The 17,298-nt window shown below is 70.4% G+C and carries 14 protein-coding genes and 2 pseudogenes; 8 read left to right on the top strand and 8 right to left on the bottom strand.

Going from position 1 to position 17,298, the window contains the following annotated elements:
- Window positions 1-2: 2 nt before the first annotated feature.
- The 3 genes and pseudogenes from ACFUJR_RS30340 to ACFUJR_RS30330 form a co-directional block, all read right to left on the bottom strand.
- Window positions 3-509 carry a transposase gene (locus tag ACFUJR_RS30340; protein WP_383171709.1) on the bottom strand — a complete coding sequence of 169 codons (507 nt, stop codon included), beginning with the start codon at window positions 507-509 and terminating at the stop codon, window positions 3-5.
- Between the two features lie 181 nt (window positions 510-690).
- A pseudogene (locus tag ACFUJR_RS30335) lies at window positions 691-810 on the bottom strand (transposase family protein); the annotation flags it as partial.
- Window positions 811-1,246: 436 nt separating this feature from the next.
- Window positions 1,247-1,492, bottom strand: a complete 246-nt coding sequence (locus tag ACFUJR_RS30330) for a hypothetical protein (protein ID WP_383171707.1) — start codon at window positions 1,490-1,492, stop codon at window positions 1,247-1,249.
- A 1,786-nt stretch (window positions 1,493-3,278) separates the two neighbouring features.
- Here ACFUJR_RS30330 and ACFUJR_RS30325 point away from each other — a divergent pair.
- Genes ACFUJR_RS30325 through ACFUJR_RS30315 form a run of 3 tightly spaced genes read left to right on the top strand, consistent with a single transcriptional unit; the run spans window position 3,279 to window position 6,314 of the window.
- A complete protein-coding gene (locus ACFUJR_RS30325; RefSeq protein ID WP_030218450.1) occupies window positions 3,279-3,503 on the top strand; it encodes a hypothetical protein in 225 nt (74 codons plus the stop codon).
- Between the two features lie 59 nt (window positions 3,504-3,562).
- Complete coding sequence (locus tag ACFUJR_RS30320; protein WP_383171705.1) at window positions 3,563-5,125, top strand: hypothetical protein; 1,563 nt, start codon at window positions 3,563-3,565, stop codon at window positions 5,123-5,125.
- Between the two features lie 4 nt (window positions 5,126-5,129).
- Window positions 5,130-6,314 (top strand): lanthionine synthetase C family protein, encoded by a 1,185-nt coding sequence (locus tag ACFUJR_RS30315; RefSeq protein ID WP_383171703.1) that lies wholly within the window; start codon window positions 5,130-5,132, stop codon window positions 6,312-6,314.
- A gap of 973 nt (window positions 6,315-7,287) precedes the next feature.
- Here the strand turns inward: ACFUJR_RS30315 and ACFUJR_RS30310 are convergent.
- The 4 genes from ACFUJR_RS30310 to ACFUJR_RS30295 form a co-directional block, all read right to left on the bottom strand.
- Complete coding sequence (locus tag ACFUJR_RS30310) at window positions 7,288-8,793, bottom strand: SulP family inorganic anion transporter (RefSeq protein WP_383171701.1); 1,506 nt, start codon at window positions 8,791-8,793, stop codon at window positions 7,288-7,290.
- Between the two features lie 14 nt (window positions 8,794-8,807).
- On the bottom strand, window positions 8,808-9,389 hold the full coding sequence (locus ACFUJR_RS30305) for a carbonic anhydrase (RefSeq protein ID WP_383171699.1): 582 nt from the start codon (window positions 9,387-9,389) through the stop codon (window positions 8,808-8,810).
- Window positions 9,390-9,458: 69 nt separating this feature from the next.
- Window positions 9,459-9,839 carry a hypothetical protein gene (locus tag ACFUJR_RS30300; protein ID WP_383171697.1) on the bottom strand — a complete coding sequence of 127 codons (381 nt, stop codon included), beginning with the start codon at window positions 9,837-9,839 and terminating at the stop codon, window positions 9,459-9,461.
- Between the two features lie 360 nt (window positions 9,840-10,199).
- Window positions 10,200-11,525 (bottom strand): DUF5685 family protein, encoded by a 1,326-nt coding sequence (locus ACFUJR_RS30295; protein WP_383171695.1) that lies wholly within the window; start codon window positions 11,523-11,525, stop codon window positions 10,200-10,202.
- A gap of 379 nt (window positions 11,526-11,904) precedes the next feature.
- Between ACFUJR_RS30295 and ACFUJR_RS30290 the strand changes: the two genes are divergently transcribed.
- The 4 genes and pseudogenes from ACFUJR_RS30290 to ACFUJR_RS30275 all read left to right on the top strand — a co-directional run bounded on the left by ACFUJR_RS30290 (window position 11,905) and on the right by ACFUJR_RS30275 (window position 13,435).
- Window positions 11,905-12,282 (top strand): FKBP-type peptidyl-prolyl cis-trans isomerase, encoded by a 378-nt coding sequence (locus ACFUJR_RS30290; RefSeq protein WP_383171693.1) that lies wholly within the window; start codon window positions 11,905-11,907, stop codon window positions 12,280-12,282.
- A gap of 1 nt (window position 12,283) precedes the next feature.
- Window positions 12,284-12,439, top strand: a pseudogene (locus tag ACFUJR_RS30285) (IS630 family transposase); the annotation flags it as partial.
- A gap of 18 nt (window positions 12,440-12,457) precedes the next feature.
- Window positions 12,458-12,961 carry a hypothetical protein gene (locus ACFUJR_RS30280; protein WP_030219378.1) on the top strand — a complete coding sequence of 168 codons (504 nt, stop codon included), beginning with the start codon at window positions 12,458-12,460 and terminating at the stop codon, window positions 12,959-12,961.
- Between the two features lie 198 nt (window positions 12,962-13,159).
- Window positions 13,160-13,435 carry a transposase gene (locus tag ACFUJR_RS30275; RefSeq protein ID WP_383171690.1) on the top strand — a complete coding sequence of 92 codons (276 nt, stop codon included), beginning with the start codon at window positions 13,160-13,162 and terminating at the stop codon, window positions 13,433-13,435.
- Between the two features lie 600 nt (window positions 13,436-14,035).
- On the opposite strand, the gene ACFUJR_RS30270 is transcribed toward ACFUJR_RS30275, so the two are convergent.
- The gene (locus ACFUJR_RS30270) at window positions 14,036-15,550 is read right to left on the bottom strand and encodes a DHA2 family efflux MFS transporter permease subunit (protein WP_383171688.1); all 1,515 of its coding nucleotides are present in this window, start codon (window positions 15,548-15,550) and stop codon (window positions 14,036-14,038) included.
- A gap of 690 nt (window positions 15,551-16,240) precedes the next feature.
- Here ACFUJR_RS30270 and ACFUJR_RS30265 point away from each other — a divergent pair.
- Window positions 16,241-17,266, top strand: coding sequence for a hypothetical protein (locus ACFUJR_RS30265; protein ID WP_383171686.1), 1,026 nt, complete (start codon window positions 16,241-16,243; stop codon window positions 17,264-17,266).
- Window positions 17,267-17,298: the final 32 nt, after the last annotated feature.

The raw sequence follows: 17,298 nt of genomic DNA, 5'->3' as shown, positions 1-17,298 counted from the left end.
CCTCATCGGTCAGCACCAACTCGGCCTTCGGCCGCCCCATCGCCATACCGAAAGCCTACATCTAAACAGAATTCCAGACTCAGAACACTAGGCCCGGGTGCTGCTTGAACGCGATGCGGCATGTCACGCAGGCGTAGTGCAGTTTGTAGGGCTTCTCGGCGTAGTAGCACACAAGGGGTGACGGTGCTCGGCGGTGCGGCGGCTGACGAGACAGTTTCGTCGCCAGCGATCTGCAACCTCGATCGCATCGGTGCCGCGCGGGCAGCGGCCTGGCTGAACGTGCTGCACCGGCCCCGGCAGATCACCTTGATGCCTGGGCGATCGGCGAGCCAGGCGGCCACCGTGTCCGCAGTGCGGTCGGGCAGCAGATCGATCGGCCGCCGCGTTGCGACGTCGATGAGCAAGGTGCCGTAGGTGGCGCTCTTGCGGAACGTGAACTCGTCGATCCCCAGGACGGTGACCTGCCCGGATGGCGGGTCCGGCAGCCGGCGGACTTCCTGCACGATCACGTCCCGGCTCGCCCGCCGTGGCAGGGTAGCCGGCGAGCCGGGCGCCTGCCCGGCCGCCGACAGCCAGCCCGATCGCCTGCACGATCCGGGCCACGGCCACGGTCCGCCGCTGGTACGGCGTCGTCAAGTGTTCCACCTGCTCCGTGACGGTCCGGCGCTTGCAGGCGGCGTTGTCACAGAAGAGCCGGCGGACCGTCAGCCGGAGAACTACCCTCCGGCACCCGACCGGGCGGTCAGCCAACCGCCGTCTGTACGTGCTGTGCACCCGCGAGGCGGCCATGCCGCACGCCGGACACGTCACCGCCCGCTGCCCGCACACACATCAATCGCGACGGCGCCCTCGAACACATCCAGGCCGTCCACGATGACCCCCCGACGTCAGGCCATACCAAGTCCCGGAACCGCTGTTCGTCCCCCACGAACACCATGGTGAGGAACGGACATCGAGGGCTACACGGGATGTTGAGAACTGACCGCCCCGAAATATCCGCCACAGCCTTGAAACAGCCGCTGTCGCTCTTCGCCCCACTCAGTCCGGCTTGCAACGGCCTGGGGGAAGTCCAGTGAGCGGCAGGCCGTCGGTAAGCCAGGTCGCCCGCCCAAATGACGCCTTCGGTGTCGCTCACGCGATGTGCTGCGCGTACCCGGGACTCGCCACGACGGTCTTGGTGCCGTCTAGTGCCGTATCGGGCAGCGCTCGCCCTGCGGGACGCTGGTGTGGCGACACGTGGACGCTGTCACATCCCGGGTATGTCGTAGCCGGGGTCTGGATGCTGACGGGGGGTCCACCACTCGGTAAGACCCCACACCCAGAGCGCGAGCACGGCCAAGGCCGCGACTCCCGCAGCCCAAGGGGGCACCCGCCCGATGGCCAAGGCCCAGGAGGAGAACGGCACCAGCGCGCCGAGCAGGATAAGTGGCAGGTCGACGAAGACCACGCTCAGATCGCGGGCGTGGCCCTCGAATCCCCCGTCGATACTCAACGCGGCCCTTGGTGCCCAGACAGCCAGCCCGATCGCTGCACCGAGGCTGGCGAGGAAGTACCTGGCCCGGCGCTCGCCCTTCGGCTTTATACCAGTCCGCCCTGGGGCGTTTTCGCTCATGCCCTCTGGACGCGGCAGCTCGACGCACGGTTGCAGAGGGCGGCCGACCAGAGCCCTACGCGCCATCGTGGGCAGGGTAATCGTGAACGAGTTCCTCGCGAACGGCGGCAATGGCTTCACCGTCTTCGGCGACATCACCACGCGCGAAGGTGGCGAGGTCACAGACCCGGAGGCGCCCTGGTCGACCGCCTCGAGGCCACCACCTCGACGAGCGCCCTCGCCGCTCCCCGGCGCCGGGCCGCATCACTTTCGTCGCCGCCCCCTGACCGGGCGAGAGCCGGATCACCGAAAGTCGGCGGTCCGGTTCGCGTGCCGCCGCCCCGGTGGCGGCCGACGCGCGCCGCCCACTGCCCGCTCTGCCGTCCAAGCCCTGGCGGCATTCTCCATCTCGGCATGTTGGATAGCGGAAGGCGCCCTGCAAACCAAGATCCGGGCCATTCGCGGACCAGCCGCCTGCGGCTTGGCCGAATCGCGGCCGTTTCCGCAGATCAGCGGTCACGCGACGCGTGCACCCCCAGTAGACGAAGAACCTCCTGGTGAGCTACTCCCCGAAGAAGCTCGGGTTCTTCTGAGCTACTTCGGTCGGCCGCTCCGTGAGGTGCTCAGCGGCTGCTTGACCGTAGGACGCGACCGCGAGATCCAAGACCGGCCCGCCGACAGCGGGCCGGTCGATCGTGTGGGGCACGCGGCCCGGGCTGCACATCGTCGGCCGATGCGTACCAGGTCCCGCTCTGCCGAACGCATGGTCAGTTCGCCCTGCGACCGCCAACGGCGCCCAAACGCACGCGTCCGCCACTCTTGCCGACCTCGGAAGCCGAGCTCCTCATGGTCACGGGAGGGATTGCCCGCTGTCGCACCCGCCTGAGGCCTTGTAACGGTGGATGCGGGGCAACGAGAGAAGCGGCGGACCCCGCTCAGCAGACGGTCACCGGGCGACACCCGCCCTGCCCGTGCGTACCCGGCACACGGCCGGGACGCAGCCCGCGACCGTCTGCCCCGGTCGTCCGGCCGCACCGGCCCTTGTGCTCGCCCCCCCGGCCCGTCGCGGCGTCAGGTATAGGGCTCGGCAGCCGAATCGGTGCGATGCGGGCGGGCGGCTGGGGTGGTGCACGCGAAGTTCAGCACGGTGCGCCGCAGCCCCGGCTGGCGAAGCGGCGTGCCGCGGTGCGCGGTGGTGTCGCTGCGCGGCAGGTAGGCGTCGCCGGCGCGGTGGTGGACGGTGCGGGCGCCGGCGGCGGTGCGCAGGTTCGGTCACCTGCCGTGGGCCTCGCCCGCACTGCCCGGCTCCACACACGACCTGACCACCACCCGTACCCACGGCATCGTCCCACCGACGGCCTGGCCGGCCGACGCGGTCTCCCGTGTCTTCACCGGTCCCCTGGCCGCACAGTTCCGGTCGACGGCGCGAGGAGCGTCCCAGGGCGCGGTGCGTCTGGCTGAACGGCTGGGTCCGGGGCAGGCGCGTCGGGTCTCCCTCGACCGGCGAAGAGCTCAGGCCGATAACCCGTTCGGACCAGGTCCGCTGGAGGGCCGCACAGCGGAGTCCTCGCAGGTCGGACCCCGTGGAGAAGCCGTCAGGAAAGGCTGGTGGAGTCCTTGCGGGCTGGCAGCGCACGATGGCCGGCCGTTTCCTGGCAGCACGTCCGCCAGGAGACAGGAGGAACTCATGGCCAAGCAGGGCAAAGCGAGGTCCGCCTCGCTGAACGAGGTCAAGGCGAGCCTTGAACGGGCCTCCGCCGACGTCGACCGTGTGCTGGGGCTGCAGGGGATGCAGCCCGAAGGGGGTGCTGCCACCCCCGCCGTCGCCGGTTTCCACAGCACCCAGTCGATCGGCTGCAGCACGTACAGCGTGGCATGCGGCGGTGGCGGCGGCGGAACGGTGCAGATGTGACCGCGGAAGGATCACGAGCCCGCCGGGGCCCCTCGCGGGGCCCCGGCGGATGAGCGCCCGTGGACCGCCAGGCGGCCCTGGCTGCCCACCACCTCTTCGGCCTCGCCGATCCCCGGCATTACGAGCCGCTGTCCCGCAGGGCCATCACCCCTGAGTACCGCGACGCGCTGCGCCGGCTGCTGCCGGACGCCTGGGTTCTGGAGCGCGGGGACGTCTGGCTGCACGCGCGGAGGGCGCCGGGATCCACGGGGCGGTCGGCTCCGCCGCCCACCCAGGGCTTCAAGATCCATGTCTCCTCCGCCCCCGTGCACGCCGTCCGCCTGTTCGAACTCGTGGTCCCTGTGTGCGTGTCGTACCGCGTCGAATTCAAGGCCGCCGCCGACCCGGTGATGCTGGCCGTACTCAACTCGAAGACACAGCAACGTGGTTTCTCCGGCAAGTTCATGACGCTGTACCCGCCCGACGAGCACGTCTTCGCCGAGCTGATCGAGACCCTGTACCAGTGCACGGCCGACGAAGCTGTCGAGGGGCCGTACATCCTCTCCGACCGGCGCTATCGGGACAGCAGGGTGCTGTTCTATCGTTACGGTGGCTTCCGGCCGCCACGGCGACTCAACATCGACGGCACGCAGAGCACGTTTCTGGTGGCGCCTGACGGCTCGTACGTGGCCGACGAACGGCTGCCCCTCTTCCGGCTGCCGCCCTGGGTCCGCGACCCCTTCGCCGAGGAGCCGGCGGAGCGACCGGCGTCCGAGGCCGCGGCGCGGTCCGGCGCGGAGTCCGACGGCACACTCCTCCACGACCGCTATCTCGTCGAGGGCGCCCTCGCCTTCTCCAACGTCGGCGGCGTCTATCACGGCACCGACCGGCTCACCGGGGATCCGGTCGTCGTGAAGGAGGCCCGGCGGCTCACCAACTGCTGGACGAGCGGAGACCGCACGCTCGACGCAGTCGACATGCTGCGCCACGAGTACGAGGTACTGCGCCGACTGGAGGGTTTGGACTCCGTCCCTCGGGCGGTGGACCTGTTCCAGGAATGGGAGCACACGTTCCTGGTGGAGGAACGGCTGGAGGGTGTCGCGTTCCACGACTTCTGGGCGCGCGACGAGGTCATCCTCGCCCCGTACATCCGACGGGAGGGAAGGGTGGACCGGTTCGTCCCCCTGTTCCGGGAGGTCGCCGGCCGCCTGGTCCCCATGATCGAAGAGGTGCACGCCCGCGGTGTGGTCCTCGGCGACCTCTCGCCGAACAACGTCCTGATCGACGCCGACACGCTTCGGATGCGGTTCATCGACTTCGAGAGCGCTGTCCACGAGGACGACGAGGCGGCGATGCTGTCCTACGGGACCCGCTGGGGCACGCCCGGCTTCCTTCACCCGGACCGCTCCTCGCGCAGCCGGCTCCTCCCCTGCGACGACTGGTACGCCGCGGCCATGCTGCTCTACAGCACCGTCGTGCCCGCCACCGCGTTCTTCGGCCTCAACCCCGCGGCGAAGGACCTCTTCCTCGACGAGCTCGTCGCCCTCGGCGTTCCCACGCAGGTGAGGTCCGTCGTGTCGTGCCTGGCCGCCGCCCGGGTCGACGAGGCGAAGAGAGTCCTGGCCTACTGGAAGGACGGATGACGCCATGACGCCCCTGGTGACCGAAAGGAGCAGGTCCGGGGACGGAGTCCCGGCCCGTCCTGACGCGGAGGTCCGGCGCACCGTCGACGGGATCGCCGGCCTGCTGCTCCGTACCTTCGACGAGCGGCGCACCGACCGCCTCTGGCCCGCCGACTACACGGTCTTCGCGACCAACCCCCTGAGCGTGGCCTACGGCGCCTGCGGGCCTGCGCTACTGCTCGGTTCGAGGATGCGCGGCCGGGCGGCGCCGGCGGCCGGGCTGCCGACCGAAGTGGCCGCCTGGATACAGGGGCGGCCGCTGGACAACGACACCTATCCGCCAGGGTTGTACGTCGGCTTGGCCGGCATCGCATGGGCCTTCCACGACCTGGGCTGGGAGGAGCGGGGCGAGGCCGTGATGACCCTGATGCGCTCCTCTTCCCTGCTGTACGACGATCCGGGTGTGTTCCTCGGCGTCGCCGGATGGGGACTCGCCTCGCTGCGCTTCCACGCGCGGACCGGGCGGCAGCTCCATCTCGACCGTGCCGTGCAGGCGGGCGAGCACCTCCTCAGAACGGCCAAGCACGAGGGCGACACCTGCTCGTGGCGGTCCTCTCTCGACGGTCTCGTCCATTACGGGTACGGCTACGGGGCGAGCGGCATCGCCCTCTTCCTCCTCCACCTGCACCTGGCGACCGGCGAAGAGCGCTTCCGTTCGTACGCCGTACGGGGTCTGGAGTTCGACCTGGGCCGTGCGACCGAGAGCGGCCTCGGCCTGCAGTGGCAGCGGGTCGAGGGCGACCCCGTGGTGTACCCGTACTGGATCCACGGAGGCGCGGGGGTCGGCAGTGTGCTGGTCCGGTTCCACCGGCTGCTCGGCGACGAGCGGTACGGCGAGCTCGCCCGGCGGGTGGCGGACGACACCTTCGTCACGTACTCCTATGCGCCCGGTCTGTTCGAAGGCCTGGCGGGGATCGGCGAGTTCATGCTGGACATGTACCGCTGCACCGGCGATGAGGAGTACCGGGACAGGGCCTACGCCGTCGCCAGGACCGTCCTGTGGTTCCGGGTCGAGGAGGAGGGCCAGATCGCGTTCCCTGGCCGTTGGCTGAACCGAATCGCCCACGACTACGCGACCGGCTCGGCGGGCATCGGCATGTTCCTGTCCCGGCTGGTCGCCCCCGGCGAACGCGCCTTCGTGGATCTGTGAGGACTCGGCGGGTTCCCGGAGGCCCCGCCCGTGGCACGCCTCGGCAGCCTCGGTGAGCAGCAGGAGAAACTCCTCCCTGGCCCGACCGCTGCCGGGTCGCGTGCCCCGGTCGGCCAGAACCCGTGGTGCGCTCGGGCCTGAACCCCGTGTCGAGGACCGATCGCCCTGGCCTCCCTCATCCCCGTTCTGGGACTCACCCTGGTCATCAGCTCGTCGGCCACTGGATTCGCTCCCGTCTGCGGCGGTCCGGGACGCGGTTAGCAGGCCGGTGGGCGGCCACTCGACGCCCCGTTCGGTCCGCACGCGTCGGGCGAACGTGCCCCGTAAATGAAGGAGCTGCTGGCAGGTGCGAGCCGCACCCGGGACCGGAGGATCGTGCGCCACCTGCGGGCGGCGGGACACGAGGTCGCCGGAGCCCGGACGTGGCGAGGGGAGCGAGCTCCGGTCCGACCAAGATCCGGACCATTCCCGGACCAGCCCTCTCCAAGGGGCCCTGCTGGCTGCCGTTTTACCTGGTCAGCGCGGGTTGCAACTGCTGTACCACCAGAAGACGAAGAACCTGCTGGTGAGCTACTCACCGAAGAAGCTCGGGTTCTTCTAGAGCGGTGAAGTCCCCTGGCGGAAGCGGACGTTGTTCGTGCCGACGACAACGACCCGAGCCGTCGGAACGGATCACGGCTCAGCACAGCGGGAAGTCACCGACGGGACGTGTCCCCGAGCCTGCGGAAGGTTTCGGCAAGGTGGCACGCCATGATGCTCGCGCTGCTGAGCAGGTTCGTGGCGATCTCCTGGCCGGCCCGCCGCATGACCTGGTCCTGGCACACCTGCGCGCCCTCTGCCAGGACACCGGGCGCCTGGAGAGGGACCCGGGCGCGCCGCACTCCACCTGTGCCTCGACGTCTCATCGGCGACCGCCCGGTCACCCACCGACGGGGGCGGCGCGGCGCGCGCAGCCCCCGTCGGTCCTCCGGCGTCAGCGCGGGGGGCCCACCGAGGCCGCGGCCGCGCCCTCGCGGCGGTTCGGGGCCGTGGCCGCGCGGACGGCCTCGGCGTCGGCGCCGCTGTGCCGTTCTGCCCATGTCTCCAGCGCGGCCCGGCAGGCGTGGTCGAGGTGGTGGACTCCGGAGAGGTCCAAAACCACCCGCCGGTCGCGTGGCAGGGCTTCCAGACTGTCGAGTATCTGGGGCAGCCGCAGGAAGGTGACCGTCCCCTGGAGCCTGACGCGGACCACGTCGCGTCCGTCGTCGGTCTGTTCGATCCGCAGCTGGGAGGCCTCCCACGCCGCCTTCCCGACCGACAGCACAAGGCCGATCAGGACACCTTCGAACATGCCCACGGAGACGATCGCCGTCGCCGTCGCCACGAGGACGAGGGCTTCGCCCCGGTGACGTCGCCACAGCATCAGAACGCCCTTGAAGGGGATGAGCTTCCAGCCGGCGTGCACGAGGATCCCGGCCAGCGCGGCCAGCGGGATGTACGCGAGGACGGCGGGCAGGAGGGCGACGAAGAGCAGCAGCCAGACACCGTGCAGGATCCGGGATGCCTTCGTCCGGGCGCCGGCCTCGACGTTGGCCGAGCTGCGCACGATGACCGCGGTGAGCGGCAGGGCGCCGAGCAGACCGCAGAGTGTGTTGCCCGCGCCCTGTGCGACGAGTTCCTTGTCGTAGTCCGTGCGCGGCCCCGAGTGGAGCCGGTCGACCGCCGCCGCGCTGAACAGCGATTCGGCGGAGGCGATCAGGGCGAACGCGAGGACCGTGCCGAGGAGGGCCGGGTCGGCGAGGGAGGAGAGGGCTTCCGAGCCCGGCAGGTGGACGGCCTCGAGCACGCCGCTGACCCGCACGGTCTCCACCGGAAGCCCGAGCACGGCGGTGGCGAGGGCCGCCATCAGCACCGCCACCAGGGCGCCGGGAACCGCCCGGGCCCGGCGCGGCATCCGTCGCCAGCCGACGACGAGGAGGAGCGTACCGGCGCCGACCGCGAGCGACACGAGGGCCGTGCGGCTGCCCAGTGCCTCGACCAGGGCGCCCGGCAGGCCGGCGAGCTTGTCGAGACCGGAGTCCGGGGCGGGAATGCCCGCCGCGGCGTAGAGCTGCCCTGCGATGATGACCAGACCGATGCCCGCGAGCATGCCCTCCACGACGGAGAGGGAGATCGCACGGAACCACCGGCCCCACCGGAGGAGGCCCATGGCGATCTGCAGCAGACCGGCCGCCAGCACGATGACTCCGAGCGCGGCCAGGCCGAAGGCGCGGACCGCTTCGAGGACGAGGACCGTGAGGCCGGCGGCCGGACCGGAGACCTGGAGGCTGCTGCCCCGCATCAGGCCGGTGACGACACCGCCGACGATGCCGGTGATGAGGCCCAGTTCGGCGGGGACGCCCGAGGCGACGGCGACGCCGAGGCAGAGTGGGAGGGCGACGAGGAAGACGACGAGCGAGGCGGCGACGTCCTGCCGCAGGAAGGGGAAGGAGCGCGGCATCCGGACGTCCTTCCTCACAGTGCCTCGAAGGCGTCGGTCCCGGCGCGGTACTCCAGGACGGCACCGGTGTGCACCTCGTAGTACCAGCCGCGCAGGCGGAGCCGGCCGTCCGACAGCCGTCGTTCCACGCACGGATAGGAACGCAGACGGAGCAGTTGGGCGAGGACGTGGCCGTGGACGGCGTCGGTGACGGCCGGGTCGTCGGCGCGCCCCGGGGCACCGTCGGGGGCGGCGTGGGCGAGCCAGTCCCGTACGGCAGGGACCGCGCTCAGGTCGTCGCCACGGACGAGGGAGCCCACCGCGCCGCAATGCGAGTGGCCGCAGACGACGACGTCCTCGACGCCGAGGACCTCGACGGCGTACTCGATGGTGGCGGCCTCCCCGCTGGGGTTGCCCGTGCCGTACGGGGGCACGATGCCGCCCGCTGTGCGCAGTTCGAAGAGCTGGCCGGGCCGGGCGCCGGTGATCAGGGCGGGTACGACCCTGGAGTCGGAACAGGTGATGAACAGGACGGCCGGGGACTGGCCCGCGGCATGCGCGGCGAACTCCTCAGGGCGCTGTCCGAATCGGCGGGCGTTGTCGATGAGGGGCTGCATGAATGATTCCTCCTGGCGCGCCGTGGGGGCACGTCGGGCTGACAGGTCGGCGCTGGTCGGCACCGCCTGTCAGCAGCGGAACACCTGCAGGGCGGAGGAGTCGTGGCGGTCGTGCGGTCTCGGCCGGGTTTCCGTGCCACCGGGCCGGCCGGTCGGCGAATCCGCGAGCGGGGCGACGTCGCGACTGACCAGCGGTGGGCCGGGAAGGCCCGCGGTCGCGGTCACGGGCCGCCGCCGGTCACGGTGGAGGACGGAGCCGCCGGGGATGTCGGCCTCGCCGCCTCCTGCGTGTGCGGACTCGAACGCCGCGGCCGGCGCGACATGCTGGGCGCAGGGCCGTGGAAGATGTGTCGTGGATCCGACGGGGGTGAGTGGGAGACCGGCGCAGACGAGGGCGAGGACGAAGAGGAGGCCCGCGCGCAGGGCCGAGGACACGCGGACGGACGACATCTGGGCGCTCCTCCCCTCCGGTTGAGCCATCACCAGGCTTCACCAAAGCAAGCCCAAGTGCGAGTCAAGGAAGAGTAATACGCCCAAGTGGGCAGCGCTCCGCAACACCCGTGCCGTACGAGGGTTTTCGAATGGAATCAGCCTGATTTTGACGCGAACGGCGGCATGGACACGGGTGCGCACCCCTGGACTCCGTCAGGTCGGACCGTCGCCTTCACCTGTTCTTCACGCCCTGCGCAGGGACAGGCCGGCAGGCCGCGAGGAATCCATCGACGGCGCCGCCGCTGAGCGCACCCCACGAACGAAGCGGCCCACCAGGAACCCCTGGTGGGCCGATTCTCCGTATGGCTCATCCGTTGCTCAGTCGCAGCAGTCGCAGCAGCACTTGCACGGGTTGCAGCAACCCCCGCCACAGCCGTCACCCGAGCCACCGCCGGAGCCACCGGACGCGTGGCCTTCGCCCGAACCGCCGGAGGAGCCACCCGAGTTCCCGCCGCCCCGCCCGCCGAACCAGCCGTCACCCCCGGAACCGTCCCTGCCGGAAGCATCCCGGTTGGAGCCGCCGCTGCGGTTGCCCTCACCGAACTGCCAGGGCTCTCCGTCACCCGGGTCCGCGTCGTCGTCGCAGCGGCAGCAGCTGCGGCACAGCCGGCAGTCGCCGCACAGTCGGCGCAGCTCGCGACACCGCCGACACTGCCCCTCCGGCGGCCGACCTGATCCCGTCGGCACACCCTCCGGGGCCGCCGCCGCAAGCACGCCGACGCCGCACGCCGTGCCCGTACCGGTCTCCGAGGGCTCTTCCGTCCCCGTACGGCGACCCAGCCAGGGCAGTATGCGCAGGCCCCGCGCCTGGCGGGTGTGCCGATGGTGACGATGCCGAGGGTCGAAGACCCGATCGACGGCACGCTCCAACTCGCCGCCCAGAAGCGCCCGTACCAGCCGACCGTCGACGAACACGGCGTCGGACAGGGAAAGCCGGATTCCGTGAACGGCGTCGTCGCAGAGCCTGCGCACCTCAGCGCGGTCCGCTCCGGTCACCGCGATCGGGTTCCACGCGCCCGACGCCTCGTCCGCGTCCAGGTCCTCCACCGCGTCCAGCAGATGCGCCAGGCGACCGAACAGGCGGCCGGCTTCCGCCAGCGGCTCCGCGTTCTCCGGGCGGTCCGTGAGTACGGCGGTGTACGCGAAAGCGGCGGCGGTTGCCGTCTCCGTGGGCTCCGTGACCGTGAGCAGCGAGCCACCACGGCCGGTCGACCGCTCGATCTGGGGCTGGCGCTCGACCGCCCCGAGCAGCACCGCGGTGTCGAAGCCGAGCCGCTCGCCGCCTGCGGCGCCCGCACGGTCCCAGCCCTGGGCGATCCGACGTGCCGCCAGCGCCACCGGGCGGCGTCCCAACAGGCCGTCGCCGTCGGCCACGTGGTCACGTATCTTCGCGGCGGCGAGCACCAGCGACACCGTCGCCGCCAGCCGCGCACCCTCGCCCTGCGCCACGTCCGCCGACCGCATCCCGCGCAGCGGGCACGGACCGGCCCCTCGCCGCCAGTCGCCGGTTCGCTCCGACTGCGCTTCGGTCAGCACCGAGATGATCAGGCCGTCGTAGTTGGTGGCCGCCCTCGCGAACTGCCCGTACTCTCCGCGCAACGCCAGGCACAGCCCGCACAGGTGCGCCATCCACTCGGTACGCAAGCCTTCGCCCAGCCGATGACGGCATGGCCTGATGATTCCGAACAACGAAACTCTCCCCCGCAGAACAGCTGACCGGACGCATCCGGTCGGACAACCCACGGACGAAAGACCGCACGACCGGACCGACCGCGTATGACGTCGACCGCATGCGCCATCAGCGCGCGGTCATCTTAGATGGTCCCTTCCCAGAGGTGTCCGCGGTGGTGGGACACGGCCCCCCGGGCCTGGCGGACGGGCCTGCGACGACGGACACCGGTCTTTGACGCACGTCAGTCGATCAGCGTTCTCGGTACCGTCATCATCGACCGCATGGGAGTCACCATGCGCCCGGCTGGTCCGTGCGAGGGCTTCCGGCGGAGAGGAAATGAGGCGGCGGAGAATGAGTGAACCGACGAAGCCCGAGATCGACCTTCCGGAGGGCGACGCTCCACCCGAGCTGACCATCCGGGACCTCGTCGTCGGGGACGGGCCCGAGGCGAAGCCGGGCAGGGTTGTCCAGGTTCACTACGTCGGGGTCACCTTCGAGTCCGGCAAGGAGTTCGACGCCTCTTGGGGCCGGGGCCGGCCGTTCAAGTTCGCCGTGGGTGGCGGCAGGGTCATCAAGGGTTGGGACCGGGGAGTCAGGGGGATGAAGGTCGGCGGTCGGCGCGAGATCATCGTGCCCCCGCGCCTCGGCTACGGCAACCAGTCCCCTTCGCCGTTGATCCCGGCGGGCTCCACGCTCGTCTTCGTGGTGGACTTGCTCTCCGTGGTCTGAGGACGAGATCGGGCTGGCCTGCCTGGACCCTCAGCGGGCGGGAGACCGTCCCCGCCTGCTGACTCCTGACGACGAAGACTTCGTCGCCCAGACGGCAACCGCCCGCCCCACGAAGCTGGGCAAGCCCTTCACCCGCGGGTCGGTCCGGAACCGCGCGCTGCTACGGTCGGGCGCCATGAGCTGGCTTCCCGATGACTTCGTCCACCCCGTCCTGGTACCGCTGCCGGGCGGTGGCCATCACCTGCGGCCGATCCGGGAGGCGGACACCCCGCTCGACTATCCGGCTGTGATGGGTTCGCGCGAGCGGCTGTGGACCATCTTCGGCCCGGCCTGGGGCTGGCCCGCGGCCACCATGACCTACGAGGCCGACCAGGCCGACCTGTTGCGGCACGAGAAGGAGATCGCCGCACACCAGTCCTTCAACTACGCGCTGTTCGACGCGGCGGAGACAGCTCTGCTCGGCTGCGTCTACATCGACCCACCCGCAAGGGCCGGCGCGGACGGCGAGATCTCCTGGTGGGTGGTGGACGAGCTGGTGGGCAGCAAGGTCGAGCAGGCCCTCGACGCGCTGGTGCCGCAGTGGATCGCCGCCGACTGGCCCTTCGAGCAGCCGCGCTTCCTCGGCCGCGAGATCTCCTGGTCGGACTGGCTCGCCCTGCCGGAGCATCCCGACACGTAAGTGGGTTGTTGCCCGTATCGATCCCGAAGGCTGTCGATCGAACGGGAGTCTCGATCGGGTGACTGCGGCGGTTTCCAGGCGTGAAAGCAGGGCCTCCAGGTAGCTCGGGGTGCGATCCCATTCCGGGTGGTTCCCGGAGGCCCTGTTGTCGTTGTTGTACGTTCCCGAGCATGTTGACTTCAACTCACCCGCCGTGTCGTGCGATTGCCTCGCGCACGTGTACGGCAGCGCGGCCGACCATCCGGACCGGGTGCGCCGGTATCCGTCGGACATGACGGACGCGGTGCGGGGGTCACCGACGCGCAGTCGGTGCGGGCCGCCGCGACGGTGTCGGCCGCCTCACGCGGCTACGACGGCGGAAAGAATATGGCGGTCCGCAAGCGGCACATCGTGACCGACACCCTCCGCCTGCTCCTGGCCGTCGCGGTCACGCTGCGAACATCGGCGACCGGGACGCCGCGGCGGGCCTGCTGATGCGGCTGCGCCGTCCGCACCGCGACATCACCCTCGTGTGAGCCGACGGCGGCTGCACCGGCTCCCTCGTCGGCTGGTGCCGGGACAAACCCGCCCTGGGAGCCACCCGCGTTCCGCCAGGCGCCGGGCTTTCGACCGCAGCCCCTCCACCTTCGCCGACGTCGCGTCAAGGCCTGGCTCCACCGCGATCTCCTTGGCCCGAAGGGGTCCGTGACCCGTGGATCGCTGCCGTTCCAGCACGCCCAGAACGCACTGACAGTCCGGCGCCAGAACCGGCAGGATCCCGTAGACGATCTCGGCGCTTCCGCCGGTGAGGCCGATGTCGCCCCATCCGATCAAGCCCAGTGCCTCGCCACCCGGTCACGCGATGGCCCAGATCGCGCTCAGCTCGGCCTGACGTCGGCGTCGGGGAGAGGCCAGGAACGCAGCTCCAGGCCGCTCGGAAGGCCGAGCACTGGCTGATCGATCTTGGCCATCCGGCCCGGGGGAACGACTGCTGGTATGGGTGAGCTGGAGATCATCGCGGCATCCTGCCGTAGCCGCCAGCCGCGAACCCTCTCACCCCAACCGTCAACCCGGCAGACCCATGTGGTCACAGCGCTAGATGGGCGTCTGGGCGGCCTTGTTCGTCGTGGTGTCGTCTTCGCCCTGGACTTCTGGCGCAACGGGCTGCTGCGGAACGGGCGGAGTGCGGACGAGCAGCGCGACCAGCACCGTCAGCCCCCCGAGCACGGCGCCGATACCGAATCCCCACCGGATGCCCGTGGCCAGGGCCTCGGTGGGGCCGGCGCCATCGGCCGCCGCCATGGCGGCACGTCCCGACATGACACTGATGACCAGGGCGGTTCCGGCGGCGGCCGCGACCTGTTGGAGCGATCCCAGGATGGCGGAGCCGTGGGGGTAGAGGTGCGGCGGAAGTACGGTCAGGCCGGAGGTGAAGACGGGGGTGAAGACGAACGCCATGCCGACGCTCAGCGCCACGTGAAGGGCGAGCACGAGCCACGGCGAGGTCTCTTCGCCCGTGAGGGCGAACAGCGCGAGGCAGAGCGCTGTGAGTACGGCTCCGGGGACGACCAGCCGCGGTGCGCCGAGCCGGTCGTAGAGCTTTCCGACCTGTGGTCCGAGCAGCCCCATGGTCAGACCGCCGGGGATGAGGAGCAGCCCGGTCTGCAGTGAGGTCAGGCCGCACACCTCCTGCAGATAGATCGGCAGCAGGATGAACGCGCCCATGAGCGCCATGAAGGACAGGCACATCAGGCCGAGCGCCACGGAGAAGTGACGGAACGTCAGGGCACGCAGGTCCAACAGCGGCGTGGACGAGCGCTGCAGTGCCAGCTGCCGCCATATGAACAGGCCCACCAGCAGGACACCGATCAGGGTCGTGGCCTCCGGGGGCACGGCCGCCGCTGCTTCGTCCCCGGCGCCGAGCCCGCTCAGACCGTAGACCAGCGCGCCGAAGCCCGCTGCTGCCAGAGGGACGGACAGCCAGTCGATCGGGCCTGCCTGCGGCTCGCCGATGTTGACCAGCTTCCGCTGACCGACCAGGGCCATGGCTGCGGCGATGGGGAGTACCGCCAGGAACAGAAGGCGCCACGTTCCGAGCTGCAGCAGCACACCGGAGACCGCAGGGCCGAGAGCGGGTGCGACGGAGATGACAAGGGTGATGTTGCCCATGACACGGCCGCGGTCGTGCGGCGGCACGAGGGTCATCAGCGTCGTCATGAGCAGCGGCATCATGACGGCGGTACCGCTGGCCTGGACGACTCGGGCGGCAAGGAGCACGGGGAAGGCGGGCGCGGCCGCGGCCAGCGCCGTGCCGGCGATGAAGAGCGCCATGGCCAGGCCGAAGGCGGTCCGGGTCGTCACGCGCTGGAGGAACCACCCGGTCACCGGGATGACGACGGCCATGGTGAGCATGAAGGCCGTGGACAGCCACCCCGCGGCCGCCGCGGTGACCTCGAACTCGCGCATGAGTCGCGGGATCGCGTTGACCATGATCGTCTCGTTGAGGAGGACGACGAACGTGGACAGCACGAGGATCCGCAGCACGGCCGTGACACGGTCCGGGGAGTGGGCGGGTGTTGCGTGTGGTGCGAGCATGGCGCCTTCCGTCATGTGAGTGTCCTCCGCACGTAGCAGGTCACACCGACAGACCGCGGCGCCGGGAAGAACTCATCGGTGTCCCCCGATCCTGTCGGCGCCGCCGCCCGAGCTCAAATCATTTTTCCGACCCGGTACGGCCGAGGCACGGCTTCTGGAGCAGCCTGGTGCCGAGATCCGAGCCGCCGGCAGCAAGCGCACGACTCCTTCCCTTGATCTGGCCGCGGCGATCAGCCGCCGGCGCGTGCGCAGCAAGGCATGCGCCTGAGAGAGGGAGTGCATGCCATGGGTCTGTCGACCGGCGAACGCCGCCGTGAAGGCCTCACGAAGGCAAGTCCTCGCCATGGCAGACAGTTGTCAGCCGGCCCGCACGATTCCGGCTGGACGGCGTGGTGCGTCCCGCGCCGGCCACACGTCCCGAGCACTGCTTACCGGCCAACAACTGGGGGGTTGCGGGTCGTCCGTGGCGGGCAGGTTTAGAGGGCCGCGGGACGGGCAGCGTCCGTCCCCACGGCAGTGGCGATTGACAGCAGCACATGCGGGAGCACGCCTAGCGCACCAGAATCCTCCGGCATGCCGTCCCAGACGCCCGAGTTCCCGGCAGCGAGGTGAGAGCGACAGGGTGGGCCGCCTTCCTGCAGGCAGGCAGTTCGCGTGGTGGTCCGCACACCGTTGCGGGCCGAGGAGAGAAGGAGGTCGGTCCCGATGACAGTGCGTACCGTCGAACTCCCCCAGCTGTGGATGCCCTACCCGCTACGGGTGAATCCCGCCCTGCCGGCCCTGCGCGAGGAGAGCGAGTCCTGGGCGCGCGAGATGGGCATGCTGGACGGCTGCGAGGGGTGGTCGGGGGCGCGCGGCTCGATATGGACCGAAGCCACGTTCCATGCCATGACCGTCGACCAGCTGACCGCCTGGACGCTCCCTGACGCGTCACTCGACGATCTCCGGCTCAACCACCGGTTCAACATCTGGGCCCTGGCCTGGGACGACTACTTCGCCTCCGTTTTCAAGCAGACCGGCGATCTCCCGGGTGCGCAGGCTTTCACCGCCCGGCTGCACACCTTCCTTCGACCGGAGCACGGAACCCGGTTACCGGAGCCGACGAATGCCGTGGAAAGGGGGATCGTCGATCTGCAGCAGAGCCTTTTCCCGCCGAGACTGGCCCACTGGCGACAGGAGTTCAACCGGGCCCTGGCGAAATACATCGATGCGGGAGTCGAGGAACTGGCCAACAGCCGCAGCGGCCGCATTCCCCACCTGATCGATTACGCCCCGTTCCGACGTGAGAGCTTCGCCGCTCATACCGCTCTCTATTCCGTGGAGTTGTCCACCGGAGGACGAATACCCGAGCGGATTCGCCACAGCCGGACCGTCCGGGCCCTCCTCGATGCCTTCATGGACTTCATGGGGCTGGCGAACGACGTCGCCTCCTTCGAAAGGGAGGTCAACGACGAACACGACGTCAACAACCTCGTGCTGGTCGTCGGCACGTCCCTGGCCATCAGCCTCCACGACGCCGTACCCGCTGCCCTCAATCTGGTGAACGCCCGCCTACGGGACTTCGAGCACCTCAGGCGGCAGGCCCTGCCTCAGCTCGTCAGGCGATCCGGGCTGCGGCACGCCGAGCGGGCCGAGCTGGAGACGTGGCTCCGGGGAGCGTGCAGTTTTCTGTCCGGCCTCCATGCCTGGTACACCGGAGCGCCCCGTTACACCTCCACGGACGTCTCCTGACGGGAGTGCCGGCAGCGGACCGGTGCTGAGGG

Source organism: Streptomyces sp. NPDC057271, assembly GCF_042668715.1.
Taxonomy (GTDB): domain Bacteria; phylum Actinomycetota; class Actinomycetes; order Streptomycetales; family Streptomycetaceae; genus Streptomyces.
Note: the sequence above shows the minus strand (reverse complement) of the source record. Positions and strands in the feature narration are given on the sequence as shown.